The organism is Streptomyces parvus (assembly GCF_014648875.1).
GTDB lineage: Bacteria > Actinomycetota > Actinomycetes > Streptomycetales > Streptomycetaceae > Streptomyces > Streptomyces parvus.
Genome location: NZ_BMRY01000006.1, coordinates 279,314 through 297,075, shown reverse-complemented (window position 1 = coordinate 297,075; position 17,762 = coordinate 279,314). Strand labels below are relative to the sequence as shown.

General features: G+C 69.6%; 14 protein-coding genes. 9 read left to right on the top strand and 5 right to left on the bottom strand.

Annotation, left to right across the window (positions count from 1 at the left end; genetic code table 11):
• Positions 1–28: 28 nt before the first annotated feature.
• Both IE140_RS20595 and IE140_RS20590 read right to left on the bottom strand, forming a co-directional pair.
• Positions 29–820 carry an MIP/aquaporin family protein gene (locus IE140_RS20595; protein ID WP_107410699.1) on the bottom strand — a complete coding sequence of 264 codons (792 nt, stop codon included), beginning with the start codon at positions 818–820 and terminating at the stop codon, positions 29–31.
• A 350-nt stretch (positions 821–1,170) separates the two neighbouring features.
• Positions 1,171–1,935 (bottom strand): IclR family transcriptional regulator, encoded by a 765-nt coding sequence (locus IE140_RS20590; protein ID WP_093813727.1) that lies wholly within the window; start codon positions 1,933–1,935, stop codon positions 1,171–1,173.
• Between the two features lie 251 nt (positions 1,936–2,186).
• Between IE140_RS20590 and metH the strand changes: the two genes are divergently transcribed.
• The 3 genes from metH to IE140_RS20575 all read left to right on the top strand — a co-directional run bounded on the left by metH (position 2,187) and on the right by IE140_RS20575 (position 8,436).
• A complete protein-coding gene (gene metH, locus IE140_RS20585; RefSeq protein WP_150193571.1) occupies positions 2,187–5,702 on the top strand; it encodes a methionine synthase in 3,516 nt (1,171 codons plus the stop codon).
• Positions 5,703–5,845: 143 nt separating this feature from the next.
• Complete coding sequence (locus IE140_RS20580) at positions 5,846–6,556, top strand: HAD family hydrolase (RefSeq protein ID WP_150193570.1); 711 nt, start codon at positions 5,846–5,848, stop codon at positions 6,554–6,556.
• A gap of 281 nt (positions 6,557–6,837) precedes the next feature.
• The gene (locus IE140_RS20575) at positions 6,838–8,436 is read left to right on the top strand and encodes an ABC transporter substrate-binding protein (protein ID WP_150193569.1); all 1,599 of its coding nucleotides are present in this window, start codon (positions 6,838–6,840) and stop codon (positions 8,434–8,436) included.
• Between the two features lie 114 nt (positions 8,437–8,550).
• On the opposite strand, the gene IE140_RS20570 is transcribed toward IE140_RS20575, so the two are convergent.
• Together IE140_RS20570 and IE140_RS20565 are read right to left on the bottom strand one after the other, a co-directional pair.
• Positions 8,551–9,222 carry a response regulator gene (locus tag IE140_RS20570; protein ID WP_006123389.1) on the bottom strand — a complete coding sequence of 224 codons (672 nt, stop codon included), beginning with the start codon at positions 9,220–9,222 and terminating at the stop codon, positions 8,551–8,553.
• A 9-nt stretch (positions 9,223–9,231) separates the two neighbouring features.
• Positions 9,232–10,077, bottom strand: coding sequence for a RecB family exonuclease (locus IE140_RS20565; protein ID WP_229826856.1), 846 nt, complete (start codon positions 10,075–10,077; stop codon positions 9,232–9,234).
• A 177-nt stretch (positions 10,078–10,254) separates the two neighbouring features.
• Between IE140_RS20565 and IE140_RS20560 the strand changes: the two genes are divergently transcribed.
• The 3 genes from IE140_RS20560 (at position 10,255) to IE140_RS20550 (ending at position 13,217) form a co-directional block, all read left to right on the top strand.
• Complete coding sequence (locus tag IE140_RS20560; RefSeq protein ID WP_109177994.1) at positions 10,255–11,505, top strand: site-2 protease family protein; 1,251 nt, start codon at positions 10,255–10,257, stop codon at positions 11,503–11,505.
• A 31-nt stretch (positions 11,506–11,536) separates the two neighbouring features.
• Complete coding sequence (locus IE140_RS20555) at positions 11,537–12,454, top strand: tRNA (adenine-N1)-methyltransferase (protein WP_006123386.1); 918 nt, start codon at positions 11,537–11,539, stop codon at positions 12,452–12,454.
• A 181-nt stretch (positions 12,455–12,635) separates the two neighbouring features.
• Positions 12,636–13,217, top strand: coding sequence for a hypothetical protein (locus IE140_RS20550; RefSeq protein WP_093445014.1), 582 nt, complete (start codon positions 12,636–12,638; stop codon positions 13,215–13,217).
• Between the two features lie 29 nt (positions 13,218–13,246).
• Here the strand turns inward: IE140_RS20550 and IE140_RS20545 are convergent, their stop codons facing one another.
• On the bottom strand, positions 13,247–13,558 hold the full coding sequence (locus IE140_RS20545) for a ferredoxin (protein ID WP_006123384.1): 312 nt from the start codon (positions 13,556–13,558) through the stop codon (positions 13,247–13,249).
• Positions 13,559–13,798: 240 nt separating this feature from the next.
• Here IE140_RS20545 and arc point away from each other — a divergent pair, with 240 nt between their 5' ends.
• From arc to IE140_RS20530, 3 genes are all read left to right on the top strand, one after another.
• Positions 13,799–15,565 carry a proteasome ATPase gene (gene arc / locus IE140_RS20540; RefSeq protein WP_006123382.1) on the top strand — a complete coding sequence of 589 codons (1,767 nt, stop codon included), beginning with the start codon at positions 13,799–13,801 and terminating at the stop codon, positions 15,563–15,565.
• A 237-nt stretch (positions 15,566–15,802) separates the two neighbouring features.
• A complete protein-coding gene (gene dop, locus IE140_RS20535; protein WP_093445013.1) occupies positions 15,803–17,314 on the top strand; it encodes a depupylase/deamidase Dop in 1,512 nt (503 codons plus the stop codon).
• Between the two features lie 129 nt (positions 17,315–17,443).
• Positions 17,444–17,662, top strand: coding sequence for a ubiquitin-like protein Pup (locus tag IE140_RS20530; protein ID WP_010057120.1), 219 nt, complete (start codon positions 17,444–17,446; stop codon positions 17,660–17,662).
• Positions 17,663–17,762 lie beyond the last annotated feature (100 nt).

The following is a 17,762-nucleotide window of genomic DNA, read 5'->3' as shown; positions in this document are numbered from 1 at the left end:
GGAAGTCTGTGAGGTGATGAGCGAGCGGCTAGGCGAAGGCGAGGTTGTAGAGCCCGCCGGCGAGTGCGCCGCCGACGAGCGGACCCACGATGGGTACCCACGCGTAGCCCCAGTCCGAACCACCCTTGTTCGGCAGCGGCAGCAGGGCGTGCACGATGCGCGGACCGAGGTCGCGGACCGGGTTGATGGCGTAGCCGGTCGGGCCGCCGAGCGAGAGGCCGATGCCGACGACGACCAGGGCGGTGATCAGCGCGCCGAGCACGCCCAGGCCGTTGCCCTCGTTGTTGAGGCCCTGGGTCAGGATCGCCAGGACCAGCACGACGGTGGCGATGATCTCGGTGATCACGTTCTGCACGCCGTTGCGGATCTCCGGACCGGTGGAGAAGATCCCGAGCACCGGGCCCGCCTTCGGGGCGGCGGTCTGGTCGACCATGCCCTCGTCGGTGGACTTGGTGCCGACGATCTCCGGGTCGGTCAGGTGGGCGTGGAACTGGCCGTAGTAGACCGCCCAGACCAGCAGGGCGCCGATCATCGCGCCGAGCAGCTGCGAGCCGAGGTAGAGGGGGACGTCGCCCCACTCCGTGCCGCCCTGGATGGCCAGGCCGACCGTGACCGCGGGGTTGAGGTGGGCGCCCGATACGCCGCCGGCGAGGTAGGCGCCGGTCAGCACGGCGAAGCCCCACCCGAAGGTGATGGCCAGCCAGCCCGCGTTGCGGGCCTTCGAGCTCTTCAGCGTGACGGCGGCACAGACACCGCCGCCGAGCAGGATGAGTACGGCGGTACCTATGGTCTCGCCGATGAAAATGTCGGAGCTGGACACCCGCGACTCCTTCGTCCTTCGTCCAGGGGAGAGCGGATCACCGGTCCCGCCGGTGTTCCGCGCCCCAGATGGGTATCCACGAAGCGTGGGCAGCCCATCTGTAAGGGCTTGACCGGCCCTTGGCACTGTCACACCCTAACGCGTATTGCCGTTAGGCGTTCGACAATGCCGACCGTTGAACGGCAGTGTTTCCCCGAAGTGAAGGAAGCGTCAAGGGTTCTGTGGTCCACGACTCGGTGCGCGACGGGATCGTTACCGGCCGGTGCCGGGCGTACCCGGGCAGGGGCGTGCCGGGCCGAGGCGAAGGGGGCGGGCCGGGCCCGGAGTGGAGAGCGCGGGGCGTACGCGCCTCAGAAGCGGCCGGCGCCCAGATCCCGGGAGACCGCCCGGGCGCAGTCCCGTACGGCCGCGATCAGCTCGGGTCGCAGCGTGCCGCCCGGGGCCACGCGCTCCACCGCGCCGGTCACGGCGACCGCGCCCACCGGCATCCTGCGCCGGTCGTGCACGGGGGCGGCCACGGCGGCGACGCCCTCCCAGGTCTCCTCGGCGTCGGCCGCCCAGCCCTGGGCGCGGATCAGGTCGAGCATCGACTCGAACGCGTCGGCCTCGGTGACGGTGCGCCCGGTGAAGGAGCGGCGCTCCGCCTCCATGACCTCGCTGTGGGCCACCGGGTCGTACGCGGACAGCACCTTGCCCAGCGCCGTGGAGTGCAGCGGCTGCATCGCCCCGACCTCCAGCACCTGGCGGCTGTCGTCGGGCCGGAAGACGTGGTGGACGATCAGCACGCCGTGCTGGTGCAGCACTCCGAGGTGGACGCTCTCGCCGCTGGATCGGGCGAGGTCGTCCGTCCAGACCAGGGCGCGCGCCCGCAGCTCGTGGACGTCCAGATAGCTGTTGCCGAGCCGCAGCAGCTCCGCGCCCAGCTGGTAGCGGCCCGACGCCGTGTCCTGCTCGACGAACCCCTCCAGCTGGAGAGTGCGCAGGATGCCGTGCGCGGTGCCCTTGGCCAGCCCCAGGGAGGAGGCGATGTCGGAGAGCCCGAGCCGGCGCTCGCCGCCCGCCAGCAGACGCAGCATCGCGGCCGCCCGCTCCAGCGACTGGATGTTCTTGGCCATCGCGCCGTACTCCTCCACCTCGGTTCGACAATGCTGAACACTATCGGTCGATGCCGACCTGCGCCGGACTCCGGGGGAAAGTCTCCGCCACCCGGCCGCACGTGTCGCACCCGGCACAGCATGCAGGCCGGACGCGTTCCGTCCCGTGGACGCCTCTACGGACCCGGCCGCCGTCGGGCTAGGCTGGCGAGGTGCGCCTTCCCCAAGAAGGACGCAAAGCCGACAGCCGTCGCATCCCTGGGAGATCATCCATGGCCTCGTTGCCGACATCCGCCGCCGACAGCCGGAACCGCGCAGAAGCACTCCGAGAGGCACTCGCCACCCGCGTGGTGGTGGCCGACGGGGCGATGGGCACCATGCTCCAGGCACAGGACCCCACGCTGGAGGACTTCGAGAATCTCGAAGGCTGCAACGAGATCCTCAACATCACCCGGCCCGACATCGTGCGCTCGGTCCACGAGGAGTACTTCGCGGTCGGCGTCGACTGCGTCGAGACCAACACCTTCGGCGCGAACCACTCCGCCGCCAACGAGTACGAGATCGCCGACCGGATCTTCGAGCTCTCCGAGTCCGGCGCCCGGATCGCCCGCGAGGTCGCCGACGAGTTCGGCGCCAAGGACGGCCGCCAGCGCTGGGTCCTCGGTTCGATCGGCCCCGGCACCAAGCTGCCCTCGCTCGGCCACACCACGTACGACATCCTGCGCGACGGCTACCAGCAGAACGCCGAGGGCCTCCTCGCGGGCGGCTCCGACGCGCTGATCGTCGAGACCACCCAGGACCTCCTCCAGACCAAGGCCAGCATCATCGGCGCCCGCCGGGCCATGGACGCCCTCGGCCTCCAGGTCCCGCTGATCTGCTCCCTCGCCTTCGAGACCACCGGCGTCATGCTCCTCGGCTCCGAGATCGGCGCGGCCCTGACCGCCCTGGAGCCGCTGGGCATCGACCTGATCGGCCTGAACTGCTCCACCGGCCCGGACGAGATGAGCGAGCACCTGCGCTACCTCGCCCGCCACTCCCGTACGCCGCTGATGTGCATGCCCAACGCCGGCCTGCCCGTCCTCACCAAGGACGGCGCGCACTTCCCGCTCGGCCCCGACGGGCTCGCCGACTCCCAGGAGCACTTCGTCCGGGACTACGGTCTCTCCCTCATCGGCGGCTGCTGCGGTACGACCCCGGCCCATATGAAGGCAGTCGTGGAGCGGTCCCAGGGGCTCACGCCGCCCGAGCGCGACCCGCGCCCCGAGCCCGGCGCCGCCTCCCTCTACCAGCACATCCCCTTCCGCCAGGACACCGCCTACCTGGCCATCGGGGAGCGCACCAACGCCAACGGCTCCAAGAAGTTCCGCGAGGCCATGCTGGAGGCCCGCTGGGACGACTGCGTGGAGATGGCCCGCGACCAGATCCGCGAGGGCGCGCACATGCTCGACCTCTGCGTCGACTACGTGGGCCGCGACGGCGTCGCCGACATGACCGAGCTGGCCGGCCGCTTCGCCACCGCCTCCACCCTGCCGATCGTGCTGGACTCCACCGAGCTGGACGTCCTGCGCGCCGGGCTGGAGCAGCTCGGCGGCCGGGCCGTGCTGAACTCGGTGAACTACGAGGACGGCGACGGCCCCGAGTCCCGCTTCGCACAGGTCAGCGCCTTGGCCGCCGAGCACGGCGCCGCCCTGATCGCCCTGACGATCGACGAGGAGGGCCAGGCCCGCACGATCGAGCACAAGGTCGCCATCGCCGAGCGGCTGATCGAGGACCTGACCGCCAACTGGGGCATCCGCGAGTCGGACATCCTCATCGACACCCTGACCTTCACCATCTGCACCGGCCAGGAGGAGTCCCGCGGCGACGGCATCGCCACCATCGGCGCCATCCGCGAGCTGAAGAAGCGCCACCCCGACGTCCAGACCACACTGGGCCTCTCCAACATCTCCTTCGGCCTCAACCCGGCCGCCCGCGTCGTGCTGAACTCCGTCTTCCTCGACGAGTGCGTCAAGGCGGGCCTGGACTCCGCGATCGTCCACGCCTCGAAGATCCTGCCGATCGCCCGGCTGGAGGAGGAGCAGGTCAAGGTCGCCCTCGACCTGATCTACGACCGCCGCGCCGAAGGCTACGACCCCCTCCAGAAGCTCATGGAGCTCTTCGAGGGCGTCAACATGAAGTCGATGAAGGCGGGCAAGGCCGAGGAGCTGATGGCCCTCCCGCTGGACGAGCGGCTCCAGCGCCGCATCATCGACGGCGAGAAGAACGGCCTGGAGGCCGACCTCGACGAGGCCCTCCAGGACACCCCGGCCCTGGACATCGTCAACAACACGCTGCTGGAAGGCATGAAGGTGGTCGGCGAGCTGTTCGGCTCCGGCCAGATGCAGCTGCCGTTCGTCCTCCAGTCCGCCGAGGTCATGAAGAGCGCGGTGGCCCACCTGGAACCGCACATGGAGAAGTCCGACGACGAGGGCAAGGGCACCATCGTGCTCGCCACCGTCCGCGGCGACGTCCACGACATCGGCAAGAACCTCGTCGACATCATCCTCTCCAACAACGGCTACAACGTCGTCAACCTCGGCATCAAGCAGCCCGTCTCCGCGATCCTGGAAGCCGCCGAGGAGCACCGCGCCGACGTCATCGGCATGTCCGGTCTCCTGGTGAAGTCGACCGTGATCATGAAGGAGAACCTCCAGGAGCTCAACCAGCGCAAGATGGCCGCCGACTTCCCGGTCATCCTCGGCGGTGCCGCGCTGACCCGGGCCTACGTCGAGCAGGACCTGCACGAGATCTACGAGGGTGAGGTCCGCTACGCCCGGGACGCCTTCGAGGGCCTGCGCCTCATGGACGCGCTCATCGGCGTCAAGCGCGGCGTGCCGGGCGCGGCACTGCCCGAGCTGAAGCAGCGCCGGGTCCCCAAGAAGGACGTGGCGGCGGTGCTGGAGGTCGAGGAGCCCGAGGGCTCGGTGCGCTCGGACGTCTCCATCACCAACCCGATCCCCGAGCCGCCGTTCCGCGGCACCCGCGTCATCAAGGGCATCCCGCTCAAGGACTACGCCTCCTGGCTCGACGAGGGCGCCCTGTTCAAGGGCCAGTGGGGCCTCAAGCAGGCCAGGACCGGTGACGGACCGACGTACGAGGAGCTGGTGGAGACCGAGGGGCGCCCGCATCTGCGCGGCTGGCTCGACCACCTCCAGTCCAACAACCTCCTGGAAGCCGCCGTCGTCTACGGCTACTTCCCCTGCGTCTCCAAGGGCGAGGACCTGATCCTCCTCCACGAGGACGGCTCCGAGCGCACCCGCTTCACCTTCCCGCGCCAGCGCCGCGGCCGCCGCCTCTGCCTCGCCGACTTCTTCCGCCCCGAGGAGTCCGGGGAGACCGACGTCATCGGCCTCCAGATCGTCACCGTCGGCTCCCGGATCGGCGAGGCCACCGCAGAGCTGTTCGCCGCCAACTCCTACCGCGACTACCTGGAGCTGCACGGCCTCTCCGTTCAGCTCGCGGAAGCCCTCGCCGAGTACTGGCACGCCCGGGTCCGCAGCGAGCTGGGCTTCGGCGGGGAGGACCCGGACGACGTCGAGGACATGTTCGCGCTGAAGTACCGCGGCGCGCGGTTCTCGCTCGGTTACGGGGCGTGCCCGGACCTGGAGGACCGGGCCAAGATCGCCGACCTGCTCCAGCCGGAGCGGATCGGTGTGCACCTCTCCGAGGAGTTCCAGCTCCACCCGGAGCAGTCCACCGACGCCATCGTCATCCACCACCCCGAGGCGAAGTACTTCAACGCCCGGTAGGACGCACTTCGCCCCCCGGTCACGCGCCTGTCGCGCACCGCGGAGCTACCCGTCGTACACTGGTCGGTCCAGTGCAGGCCGGTCGCCCTCCCACTTCTGGGAATGGCGGCCGGCCTTCTCGTCCCTTACGGAAGGTGTGCCGGATGACCAGTACGGTCCCCGCGTCCTTGACCCGCACGGCCGAAGAGGCCGCCCTGCAGGCGGTCCTTCTCGACATGGACGGAACCCTGGTCGATACCGAGGGCTTCTGGTGGGACGTCGAGAAGGAGGTCTTCGCCGGCCTCGGACACCGCCTGGACGAGGCCTGGCGCGACGTGGTCGTGGGCGGTCCGATGTCCCGCAGCGCCGGCTATCTGATCGACGTCACCGGGGCCGACATCCGGCTGGACGAGCTGACCGTGCTGCTCAACGACGGATTCGAGAACCGCATCAGCCGGGGCGTCCCGCTGATGCCGGGAGCCGAGCGGCTGCTCGCCGAGCTGGCCGTCCACGAGGTGCCCACCGCGCTCGTCTCGGCCTCGCACCGCCGGATCATCGACCGGGTGCTGGAGTCCGTGGGCCGTCACCACTTCGCGCTCACGGTCGCCGGGGACGAGGTCGCCCGGACCAAGCCGCACCCCGAGCCGTACCTCACCGCCGCCGCGGGCTTCGGCGCCGACCCCTGGCGCTGCGCGGTCATCGAGGACACCGCGACCGGCGTGGCCGCCGCCGAGGCCGCCGGCTGTCGCGTCGTCGCCGTGCCGTCCGTCGCCCCCATCGCACCGGCCGCCGCACGCGTGGTCGTCGGCTCGCTCGAAGAGGTCGACCTCGCCTTCCTGCGTGGGCTGATCACCGGCTCTCGTGCGCGTTTGTGAACAAACGGTGGATTTCCTGCTCCCCTCCGTGTGTGTTCCGGCAACGTTCCGTGGATGTGGATCAGCTGTAAGGCGCTCCTGTGAAGACGTCGGACGGGTGACCTTGCTCACTCGGAAGCCTCCGGTGTCCCGCCGAAACGAGCGTGCTGTCCGTAATGGTGATCATATGTCCGCCTCGTTGGCGGCCGGGGGAGCGTGCACCGTTCGTCGGGCGGTCGGAGGGCCCACCCGCGGCTACTAACTTGGATTCCTCACCTGCCGGGATGAGGGAGAACGTCCAGATGAACCGCAAGACCCTGGTGCTGCCGGCCGTCGTCGGCCTGCTCGCCCCCGTGCTCGCCGCCTGCGGCAGCACGGACAGCGGCGCCGGTGGCGAAGGGGCCATCGTCGTCGGCACCACGGACCAGCTCGTGGCCTCCAAGGAGAACCCCGCGCCGCTCGACCCGGCCATCGGCTACGAAGCGGGCGTCTGGAACGTCCTGCGGCAGACCGTGCAGACCCTGACCACCGTGCCCAACGGCGGCGGCGAGCCGGTGCCCGAGGCCGCCCGCAGCTGCACCTTCACCGACACCGCGAACGAGAGTTACCGCTGCACCCTGCGGGCGGGCCTCACCTTCGCCGACGGGACGCCCGTCACCGCCGAGGACGTGAAGCACTCCATCCAGCGCGTCATCGACATCGACTCGGACAGCGGGCCGGTCGGCCTGCTCGCCAATATCGACACGATCGAGACCAAGGGCGAGGACCAGGTGATCTTCCACCTGAACACGCCCGACGCGACCTTCCCGTACAAGCTCGCCACCCCCGCCGCCGGCATCGTCCCGAAGGCGCAGTACCCGGCGAAGGCGGCCCGCACCGGCTTCCAGGTCGACGGATCCGGCCCGTACACCATGAAGCCGGAGGTCGAGGACGGCCGCGTCGTCAAGATCGCCTTCAAGAAGAACCCCTCGTACAAGGGCGAGCTGAAGGTCCTCAACGACGAGGTCGAGATGGACCTCTTCCCCGACGCCGAGGCCATGGGCAAGGCGCTCGAGGAGAAGAAGATCCACCTGATGACCCGGGCGATGTCGCCCGAGCAGGCCCACGACATGCTCGTGCAGCCGAAGGAGGGCATCGACCTCACCGAGCTGCCCGGACTGGCCATCAGCTACCTCGGGTTCAACACCAAGGACCCCGTGGTCGACAAGCCCGTCCGGCAGGCCATGGCGCAGATCATCGACCGTGGCCAGATCGCGGGCAAGGTGTACGGCACCACCGCCGAACCGCTCTACTCGCTGATCCCCTCCAGCATCGCCGGGCACACCAACGCCTTCTTCAACAAGTACGGCGAGCCCAGCACCGCCAAGGCCGCGGCGATCCTGCGCGAAGCCGGGATCAAGACGCCGGTGAAGTTCACCCTGCACTACACCAACGACCACTACGGCCCGGCCACCGCCGCCGAGTTCAAGGCGATCCAGCAGCAGCTGAACACATCGGGCCTCTTCGACGTCTCCGTCCAGGGCACGGAGTGGTCGAAGTACCGCCCCGAGCAGAAGCGCGGCGACTACGCGGCCTACGGCATGGGCTGGTTCCCCGACTTCCCGGACCCGGACAACTACACCGCGCCCTTCCTGGACGCCAACAACTTCCTCAACTCGCCCTACCGGTCGCCCGAGGCGGAGAAGGTCCTCATCCCGCAGTCCCGCCGCGAGGCCGACCGCACCGCGGCCGCCGCCACCTACGAGAAGCTCCAGAACATCGTCGCCAACGATGTGCCGGTGCTGCCGATCTGGCAGGGCAAGCAGTACGTGGCCTCCCGCGACGGGATCGCCGGGGTGGAGCGCTCCGTCAGCGCCACCTCCGAACTCCAGCTCTGGGAGCTCAACCGGCAGAGCGCCTGAGTTCCGAGCGCGAACGCCGTCCGGCCCGCACCCCGCCTCTCGCGAGGTGGGGCGCGGGCCGGACGGTGTTGTGCCGCGTGAACTTCCTTCCGCGAGCGCGGGGGCGGGGCCGGGCTACTGCGCGCCGGGGCGCACCAGCCCGCTCTCGTACGCATACACCGCGGCCTGCACCCGGTCGCGCAGACCGAGCTTGGTGAGCACATGGCCCACATGCGTCTTGACCGTCGTCTCACTGACGAACAGCTCCGCCGCGATCTCCGCGTTGGACAGCCCCCGCGCCACCAGCTTCAGCACCTCGACCTCACGGTCCGTCAGTGTGTGCAGGGCGTCCGGCACCGGCTCCTCGCCGGACGGCAGATGATCGGCGTACTTGTCGAGCAGCCGGCGGGTGATGCTGGGCGCGAGCATCGCCTCGCCCGCCGCCACCACCCGGATCGCCTGCACCAGCTCGGCCGCTGGGGCGTCCTTCAGCAGGAAGCCGCTCGCCCCCGCACGCAGCGCCTCGACCACGTACTCGTCGAGATCGAAGGTCGTCAGCACCAGCACCTTCGCCGGGCCGTCCTTCCCGGGGCCGGTGATCTGACGGGTCGCCTCCACCCCGTCCATCCGCGGCATCCGGATGTCCATCAGCACCACATCGGGTTGCAGCGCCCGCACCTGGTCGATGGCCTGCAGACCGTCACCGGCCTCGCCGACCACCGCCAGATCGCCTTCCGCCTCCAGGATCATCCGGAAACCGGTGCGCAGCAGAGGCTGGTCGTCGACCAGAAGGACGCGGATCGCCACAGGAACTCCTTAAGGGCCCTCAAGGGCCACGGGTCGGCCGGCCTCGGCCCGGACCGGTGCCATTCTGCCCTGGTCATCCTCACCCGAATCCGCCGGGCGGACCGACAGCGGATAGACCGGGGGAGTCCCGCCGAATTCCGGACACACTGCCTGGTGGTCGCACCAGCCGCACAGCTTCGTCGGCCGGGGCCGCCAGTCGCCGGTCTCCGTCGCCAGCCGGATCGCGTCCCACAGCGCCAGCAGCTTGCGCTCCACCCGCTCCAGGTCCGCCACCACCGGGTCGTACGTCATGACGTCCCCGCTGCCCAGATAGACCAGCTGGAGACGGCGCGGCACCACGCCCTTCAGCCGCCAGATCACCAGCGCGTAGAACGTCATCTGGAACAGCGGCCCGTCGGAATACTCCGGCCGCGGCGCCTTGCCCGTCTTGTAGTCGACGATCCGGACCTCGCCGCTCGGCGCGATGTCCACCCGGTCGATCACCCCGCGGAGCCGCAGCCCCGACTCCAGCTCCGTCTCGACGAACATCTCGCGCTCGGCCGGTTCGAGACGCGTCGGGTCCTCCAGCGAGAACCACCGCTCCACCAGTCGCTCCGCCTCGCCCAGCCACCGCGTCAGACGCTCGCCCTCGGCGTCCCCGGCGAACAGATCGCTCAGCTCGGGCTTCGACTCCAGCAGCCGGTCCCACTGGCCGGGGATCAGCGCCCGCGCCCGCGGCGCCGTACGGTCGGCCGCCGGGACGTCGAAGAGGCGCTCCAGCACCGCATGGACCAGCGTGCCGCGGGTAGCCGCCTCGCTGGGCTTCTCCGGCAGCTTGTCGATGACCCGGAAGCGGTACAGCAAGGGGCACTGCATGAAATCGCTCGCCCGCGACGGCGACAGGGACGAAGGCGGCTGAGGCGGCCGCGGCACGGAGGTCATGTCTCAAGACCCTACGGCCCGCCACTGACACCGAGCGGCATACCATCGACGGCAGACCCTCGCACACTGCATGATCGTGGCACAGGCCACTCACCGAACCGAAGGGACCCCGTGGAAGACAGCGGCGACAGCGGGCGGCCGCAGCCCGGCGCAGGGGGAACGGCCTCCGGCACCGACCCGGACGACGGCAAGCCCAAACGCCCCGCGGAGCCGGGCGGCGGCCTGCTCATGGGCCGCCCCTTCGGCGTGCCCGTCTACGTCGCCCCCAGCTGGTTCGTCGTCGCCGCGCTGATCACCTGGGTCTTCGGCGGCCAGCTCGACCGCGTGCTGCCCGAGCTGGGCGGCGCCCGCTACCTCGTCGCCCTGTTCTTCGCCATCGCCTTCTACGCCTCCGTGCTCGTCCACGAACTGGCCCACACGGTCGCCGCCCTGCGCTACAAGCTCCCGGTCCGCCGCATCCAGCTCCAGTTCTTCGGCGGCGTCTCGGAGATCGAGAAGGAGACGGAGACCCCCGGCCGCGAGTTCGTCCTCGCCTTCGTCGGCCCGCTCCTCTCCCTCGTCCTCGGCGGCGTCTTCTACGGCGCGATGCAGCTCGTCGAGCCCGGCACCGTCCCCGGCGTCCTGCTCGCGGGCCTGATGATCTCCAACCTCATCGTGGCCGCCTTCAACCTGCTGCCCGGGCTGCCGCTGGACGGCGGCCGGATGCTCCGCGCCGTCGTCTGGAAGATCACCGGCAAGCCCATGAGCGGCACCATCGCCGCCGCCTGGGTCGGCCGGGGCCTCGCCGTCACCGTCCTCGTCGGACTGCCGCTGCTCACCCACACCGGAGCCCTCGGCGGCACCGCCCAGGACATCGGCGGCGTCGAGACCGTCATGGACGCGCTGCTCGCCGCGATCCTCGCCGGCATCATCTGGACCGGCGCCGGGAACAGCCTGCGCATGGCCCGCCTCCGCGAGCACCTGCCCGATCTGAGGGCCCGAAGCCTGACCCGCCGCGCCGTCCCCGTCGAGTCCGCCACCCCGCTCTCCGAAGCGCTGCGCCGGGCCAACGAGGCCGGCGCCCGCGCCCTGGTCGTCGTCGACGGACAGGGCAACCCCAAGGGCGTCGTGCGCGAGGCCGCCATCGTCGGCGTCCCCGAGCACCGCCGCCCCTGGGTCGCCGTCAGCGGCCTCGCCCAGGACCTCACCGACGGCATGAAGGTCCCCGCCGAACTGGCCGGCGAAGCCCTCCTGGACCGGCTCAAGGCCACCCCCGCCACCGAGTACCTGGTCGTCGAGGAGACCGGGGAGATCTACGGCGTCCTCTCCACCGCCGACGTCGAGCGCGCCTTCGTCAAGGCCATGGCCCGCCCCGAGTCCTGAGGGGCCCCCGGAACACCGGTAGGCTGGTCACATGTCTGAACCGACCGGTGCCGCCCGCCGACGTGGGCCCTTCAAGGTCGGGGACCAGGTACAGCTCACCGACCCCAAGGGACGCCACTACACCTTCACGCTCGAAGCCGGAAAGAACTTCCACACCCACAAGGGTTCTTTCCAGCACGACGAGCTGATCGGTGCTCCCGAGGGCAGTGTTGTCCGCACCACGGGAAACGTCGCCTACCTCGCGCTGCGCCCCCTGCTCCCCGACTACGTCCTGTCCATGCCCCGCGGCGCCGCCGTGGTCTACCCCAAGGACGCGGGCCAGATCCTGGCCTTCGCCGACATCTTCCCCGGCGCCCGCGTCGTGGAGGCCGGGGTCGGATCCGGATCGCTCTCCACCTTCCTGCTGCGCGCCATCGGTGAGCAGGGCATGCTGCACTCCTACGAGCGCCGCGAGGACTTCGCCGAGATCGCCCAGCAGAACGTCGAGCGCTACTTCGGCTCGCCGCACCCCGCCTGGCAGCTGACCGTCGGAGACCTCCAGGACAACCTCTCCGACACCGACGTCGACCGCGTCGTGCTGGACATGCTCGCCCCCTGGGAGTGCCTGGAGGCCGTCTCCAAGGCCCTGGTGCCCGGCGGCATCCTCTGCGCCTACGTCGCCACCACCACCCAGCTCTCGCGCACCGTCGAGTCCATCCGCGAGATCGGCTGCTTCGCCGAACCGCAGCCCTGGGAGTCGATGATCCGCAACTGGCACGTCGAGGGCCTCGCCGTCCGCCCCGACCACCGGATGATCGGCCACACCGGCTTCCTGGTCACCGCCCGCCGCCTCGCGGACGGCGTCGAGCCGCCGCTGCGCCGCCGCCGCCCCTCCAAGGGCGCCTACGGCGAGGACTACGAGGGCCCGGGCAGCCAGAGCCGCGGAGGCTCCGCCGCCGACCGCGGCTGACCCGCACAACGCACCGGCGCCGCCGCGCAGTTCCCCGACCGACCGGAGAACGGCGCGGCGGCGCCTTTTCGTTGACCCCGGCGTTCCGCCCGGGTGTGAGGTGTGGCACGATGCTGGCCACCCCTCGGGGGTGTTCCCACCCCTTCACCGGGCTTCCAGGAACCATCAGGAGACATACCGCGTGCAGACCTCCGCGCTCCCGGACCTCGCCCACACCGCCGCCAAGCCGATGCACTGGCTCGCCACGGCCGCGGCGATGGCGGGCGTCGTCGCGCTGGCCGGGCTGCTCCAGCCCCGTACGGCCACGGCGACCGCCACGGCCTCCGAGCAGCGGACCACCACGCAGCACGGCGCCCCCGTGCCCGCCCCGGACCCGGCCGGCGTCGACTTCCCGCTCCAGTGCGGCGGTGCCGGGACGACCGTCGCGAAGCAGGCCCCCGGGGACCTCGACGGGGACGGGCGGCCGGAAACCGTCGCCGTGGTGCACTGCGCCGCCGGATCGGGGACCCCGCCCGGCGGCATCTACGTCCTGACACAGACGAGCGGGGCCGCACCCCGGGTCGTGGCGACCCTGGTGGACCCCGCTGACAAGAAGACCGTCGGGGACTTCGCCGTACGCGACGGCGTCGTCTCCGCGACCCTCCTCGGCTACTCCTCGCTCGAGGTGCCCCGCTGCTGCCCCGACCAGGAGGAACAGGCCTCCTGGCGATGGAAGGGGCAGGCCTTCGTCCGCAGCTCCGGGGAGCTCGCCCGCAGCGTCTGAGCGCCGCTGGGGCCCGCGCTCCCGGACGGCTACTCGGCGTCCGGCCCGTACACCTCGACGTTGTCCTTGACGCGCCGCACGTGGATGCAGTCGCCCGGGCACTCCTTGGCCGAATCGACGACGTCCTGGAGGAGCGGCAGCGGCACCGGAGTGGTCGCCCCCGGGTCCTGGAGCAGCTCGTCGTCGGAGCTCTTCACATACGCCAGGCCGTCGATGTCCAGCTCGAAGACATCGGGGGCGTACTGCACGCAGATACCGTCCCCCGTACAGAGGTCCTGGTCGATCCAGACCTCCAGGTCCTGCGTGTCACTGTCGCCCGGCGAGTCCTGCTGCACGGTCATGTGTCCTGCCGTTCCTGCGTATCCGAACCAATTGAAGCCAGCCCTGACGGGTGTTGAACAGTTCGACGATACAACCGGCGGCTTTCCGGTGCCGAAGGGTGGGTATTCCCTTGACGTGAGGGAGAGCGCAAGGGTGAAGATCGGACACGCCCCGCAGTCTTTGTGATCTAGGGGTTTCAATCACCACCCACCCAGGTAGGGTCAGGAAGCGTCCAGCTCCCCATGGAGGAGGTGAGGACCGTGGCAGCCCACGACGACGACATCAACCGCGGCATCCGGCCCGCGCGCGGGTCCGAGGACCCAGCCGGCCAGGTTGCCTATCTCGAGCAGGAAATCGCCGTCCTGCGACGTAAGCTCGCCGACTCTCCGCGGCACACGAGGATTCTCGAAGAGCGGATCGTCGAGTTGCAGACGAATCTGGCAGGCGTGTCCGCTCAGAACGAGCGGCTCGCCAACACGCTCCGTGAGGCGCGTGACCAGATCGTGGCCCTCAAGGAAGAGGTCGACCGGCTCGCGCAGCCGCCGGCCGGCTTCGGCGTCTTCCTGCAGGCCAACGAGGACGGCACCTGCGACATCTTCACCGGGGGCCGCAAGCTCCGGGTGAACGTCAGCCCCAGCGTCGAGCTCGAAGATCTGCGGCGTGGCCAGGAGGTCATGCTCAACGAAGCGCTCAACGTGGTCGAGGCCATGGAGTTCGAGCGCGCCGGGGACATCGTCACCCTCAAGGAGATCCTTGAGGACGGCGAGCGCGCCCTGGTGGTCGGGCACACCGACGAGGAGAGGGTGGTGCGGCTCGCCGAGCCGCTGCTCGACATCACCATCCGCTCCGGCGACGCCCTGCTCCTGGACTCCAGGTCGGGTTACGTCTACGAGGTGGTCCCCAAGAGCGAGGTCGAGGAGCTAGTCCTCGAAGAGGTCCCGGACATCGACTACGACAAGATCGGCGGCCTGGGCGACCAGATCGAGCTGATCCGCGACGCGGTCGAGCTTCCGTATCTGCACCCCGACCTCTTCAAGGAGCACGAGCTGCGCCCGCCGAAGGGCATCCTGCTCTACGGCCCGCCCGGCTGTGGCAAGACGCTCATCGCCAAGGCCGTAGCCAATTCGCTCGCCAAGAAGGTCGCCGAGGTGACCGGGCAGCCCGCGGGGAAGAGCTACTTCCTCAATATCAAGGGCCCCGAGCTGCTCAACAAGTACGTCGGCGAGACCGAGCGGCACATCCGCCTGGTCTTCCAGCGTGCGCGGGAGAAGGCGAGCGAGGGTACCCCCGTCATCGTCTTCTTCGACGAGATGGAGTCCCTCTTCCGCACCCGCGGCAGCGGCGTCAGCTCGGACGTGGAGAACACCATCGTCCCGCAGCTGCTCGCCGAGATCGATGGGGTGGAGGGCCTGGAGAACGTCATCGTCATCGGCGCCTCCAACCGCGAGGACATGATCGACCCCGCCATCCTGCGGCCCGGGCGGCTCGATGTGAAGATCAAGATCGAGCGTCCGGACGCCGAGGCGGCGAAGGACATCTTCGCGAAGTACCTGACCCCGTCGCTCCCGCTGCACGCGGACGACCTCTCCGAGCACACCGGCTCGCGCGAGGCCGCCGCCCACGCCATGATCCAGTCGGTCGTGGAGCGGATGTACACGGAGTCCGAGGAGAACCGCTTCCTCGAGGTCACCTACGCCAACGGCGACAAGGAAGTCCTGTACTTCAAGGACTTCAACTCCGGCGCGATGATTCAGAACATCGTCGACCGGGCAAAGAAAATGGCCATCAAGGCATTCCTGGAACAGGGCCAGAAGGGGCTGCGGGTCGCTCATCTCCTGCAGGCCTGCGTGGACGAGTTCAAGGAGAACGAGGACCTGCCGAACACCACCAACCCGGACGACTGGGCCAGGATTTCCGGTAAGAAGGGTGAGCGGATCGTCTTCATCCGCACACTCGTCACCGGAAAGCAGGGCGCGGACACCGGACGCTCCATCGACACGGTGGCCAATACCGGCCAGTACCTGTAATACCCGGACCGGCTGCGGAAGGCCCCAGGGGCCTCCGCAGCCGGTTTCATTCCCACGTTCCGGCCATGCCGGAGCCAAAGTCGTAATTGATCTCCCCACCGGCGCAGAGGCGCTCTAGGCTCTGCGGTACCGCCGAGTCGCGCAGTGCGGTGACGGGCACCGCACAGACGCACCGGACACAGCAGCGGTACGTGAGCGTCGCTCCGGGAGGGGCCGACGCCGGGCAAGGAGGGCCGCATGACCGTACGGCGAGTAATGGGCATCGAGACGGAGTACGGGATCTCCGTCCCCGGTCACCCCAACGCCAATGCCATGCTCACCTCGTCCCAGATCGTCAACGCCTACGCGGCGGCGATGCACCGGGCGCGACGTGCCCGCTGGGATTTCGAGGAGGAGAACCCGCTGCGTGACGCGCGAGGCTTCGATCTCGCCCGTGAGACCGCCGACTCCAGCCAGCTCACCGACGAGGACATCGGCCTGGCCAATGTCATCCTCACCAACGGCGCCCGGCTCTACGTCGACCACGCGCACCCCGAATACAGCTCCCCGGAGATCACCAACCCGCTCGACGCGGTGCTCTGGGACAAGGCCGGCGAACGGATCATGGCGGAGGCCGCCGAGCGGGCGGCCGCCATCCCCGGCGCGCAGCCGATCCACCTCTACAAGAACAACACCGACAACAAGGGCGCCTCCTACGGCACGCACGAGAACTACCTCATGCAGCGGGAGACGCCCTTCTCGGACATCGTGCGCCATCTGACGCCGTTCTTCGTCTCACGCCAGGTCGTCACGGGCGCGGGCCGGGTCGGCATCGGACAGGACGGCCACGAGCACGGCTTCCAGATCAGCCAGCGCGCCGACTACTTCGAGGTCGAGGTCGGCCTGGAGACCACGCTCAAGCGCCCCATCATCAACACCCGGGACGAGCCCCACTCCGACGCCGAGAAGTACCGCCGGCTCCATGTGATCATCGGCGACGCCAACCTCTCGGAGATCTCCACCTATCTCAAGCTCGGCACCACGTCCCTGGTGCTGTCGATGATCGAGGACGCCTTCATCAGCGTCGACCTGGCCGTCGACCAGCCCGTACGCACCCTGCACCAGGTCTCCCACGACCCGGACCTGCGGCAGCTGATCACGCTCCGCAGCGGCCGGACACTCACCGCGGTCCAGCTCCAGATGGAGTACTTCGAGCTGGCCCGCAAATACGTCGACGAGCGGTACGGGACGGACGCCGACGAGCAGACCAAGGACATCCTGACCCGCTGGGAGGACACCCTCAACCGGCTGGAGACCGATCCGATGAGCCTGTCGGGCGAGCTGGACTGGATCGCCAAGCGGGAGCTCATGGAGGGCTACCGCCGCCGCGACGCGCTGGACTGGGACGCCCCCCGGCTGCATCTGGTGGACCTCCAGTACGCGGACGTACGGCCCGACAAGGGCCTGTACAACCGTCTGGTGGCCCGCGGCAAGATGAAGCGCCTCCTGAACGAGGACCAGGTCACCAGGGCCCGTACGGCGCCTCCGGAGGACACCAGGGCCTACTTCCGCGGCCGCTGTCTGGAGCAGTACGCCGACGATGTGGCGGCGGCCTCCTGGGACTCGGTGATCTTCGACCTGCCGGACCGCGACTCCCTGCAGCGGGTGCCCACCCTGGAGCCGCTGCGCGGGACCAAGGAGCACGTGAAGGATCTCCTCGACCGCTGCCGTACGGCGGAGGAGCTGGTCCGCACGCTGTCGGGCGGCTGAAAGGCCTCCGGGCTGGGAATCAATCACCTGAGGCACGGGCTTGCATCAACTACCGGGCCAAATGTCGGACCCGGTGGGTAGGGTCTGATCAAGAGCTTCGATTGCTTCGAACCGAGCGGGGTGAGCTACATGGCGACCAAGGACACCGGCGGCGGACAGCAGAAGGCGACACGTTCCACCGAGGAGGTCGAGGAGCAGGCGCAGGACGCGCAGGCGTCCGAGGACCTTGCGGAGCGACAGGAGAAGCTGAGCGACGACGTCGACTCGGTGCTGGACGAGATCGACGACGTGCTCGAGGAGAACGCCGAGGACTTCGTGAGGTCCTTCGTTCAAAAGGGCGGGGAGTAGTTCACGAGTGTGAACGCTCGGTAGGAAGCGGGGTGACGGCGCACGCCGTCACCCCGCCTGCCGACCGGGGCCCGGTCGACGGGCCGCCGGATCGGCGCGG

Excerpts from the sequence above, each read along its gene's own strand:
- IE140_RS20565 (WP_229826856.1), bottom strand. The coding sequence starts at position 10,077 with ATGCAGTGCCCCTTGCTGTACCGCTTCCGGGTCATCGACAAGCTGCCG.
- IE140_RS20590 (WP_093813727.1), bottom strand. The coding sequence starts at position 1,935 with ATGGCCAAGAACATCCAGTCGCTGGAGCGGGCGGCCGCGATGCTGCGT.
- IE140_RS20580 (WP_150193570.1), top strand. The coding sequence starts at position 5,846 with ATGACCAGTACGGTCCCCGCGTCCTTGACCCGCACGGCCGAAGAGGCC.
- dop (WP_093445013.1), top strand. The coding sequence starts at position 15,803 with ATGACCGTACGGCGAGTAATGGGCATCGAGACGGAGTACGGGATCTCC.
- IE140_RS20530 (WP_010057120.1), top strand. The coding sequence starts at position 17,444 with ATGGCGACCAAGGACACCGGCGGCGGACAGCAGAAGGCGACACGTTCC.
- IE140_RS20575 (WP_150193569.1), top strand. The coding sequence starts at position 6,838 with ATGAACCGCAAGACCCTGGTGCTGCCGGCCGTCGTCGGCCTGCTCGCC.
- IE140_RS20555 (WP_006123386.1), top strand. The coding sequence starts at position 11,537 with ATGTCTGAACCGACCGGTGCCGCCCGCCGACGTGGGCCCTTCAAGGTC.
- metH (WP_150193571.1), top strand. The coding sequence starts at position 2,187 with ATGGCCTCGTTGCCGACATCCGCCGCCGACAGCCGGAACCGCGCAGAA.
- IE140_RS20545 (WP_006123384.1), bottom strand. The coding sequence starts at position 13,558 with ATGACCGTGCAGCAGGACTCGCCGGGCGACAGTGACACGCAGGACCTG.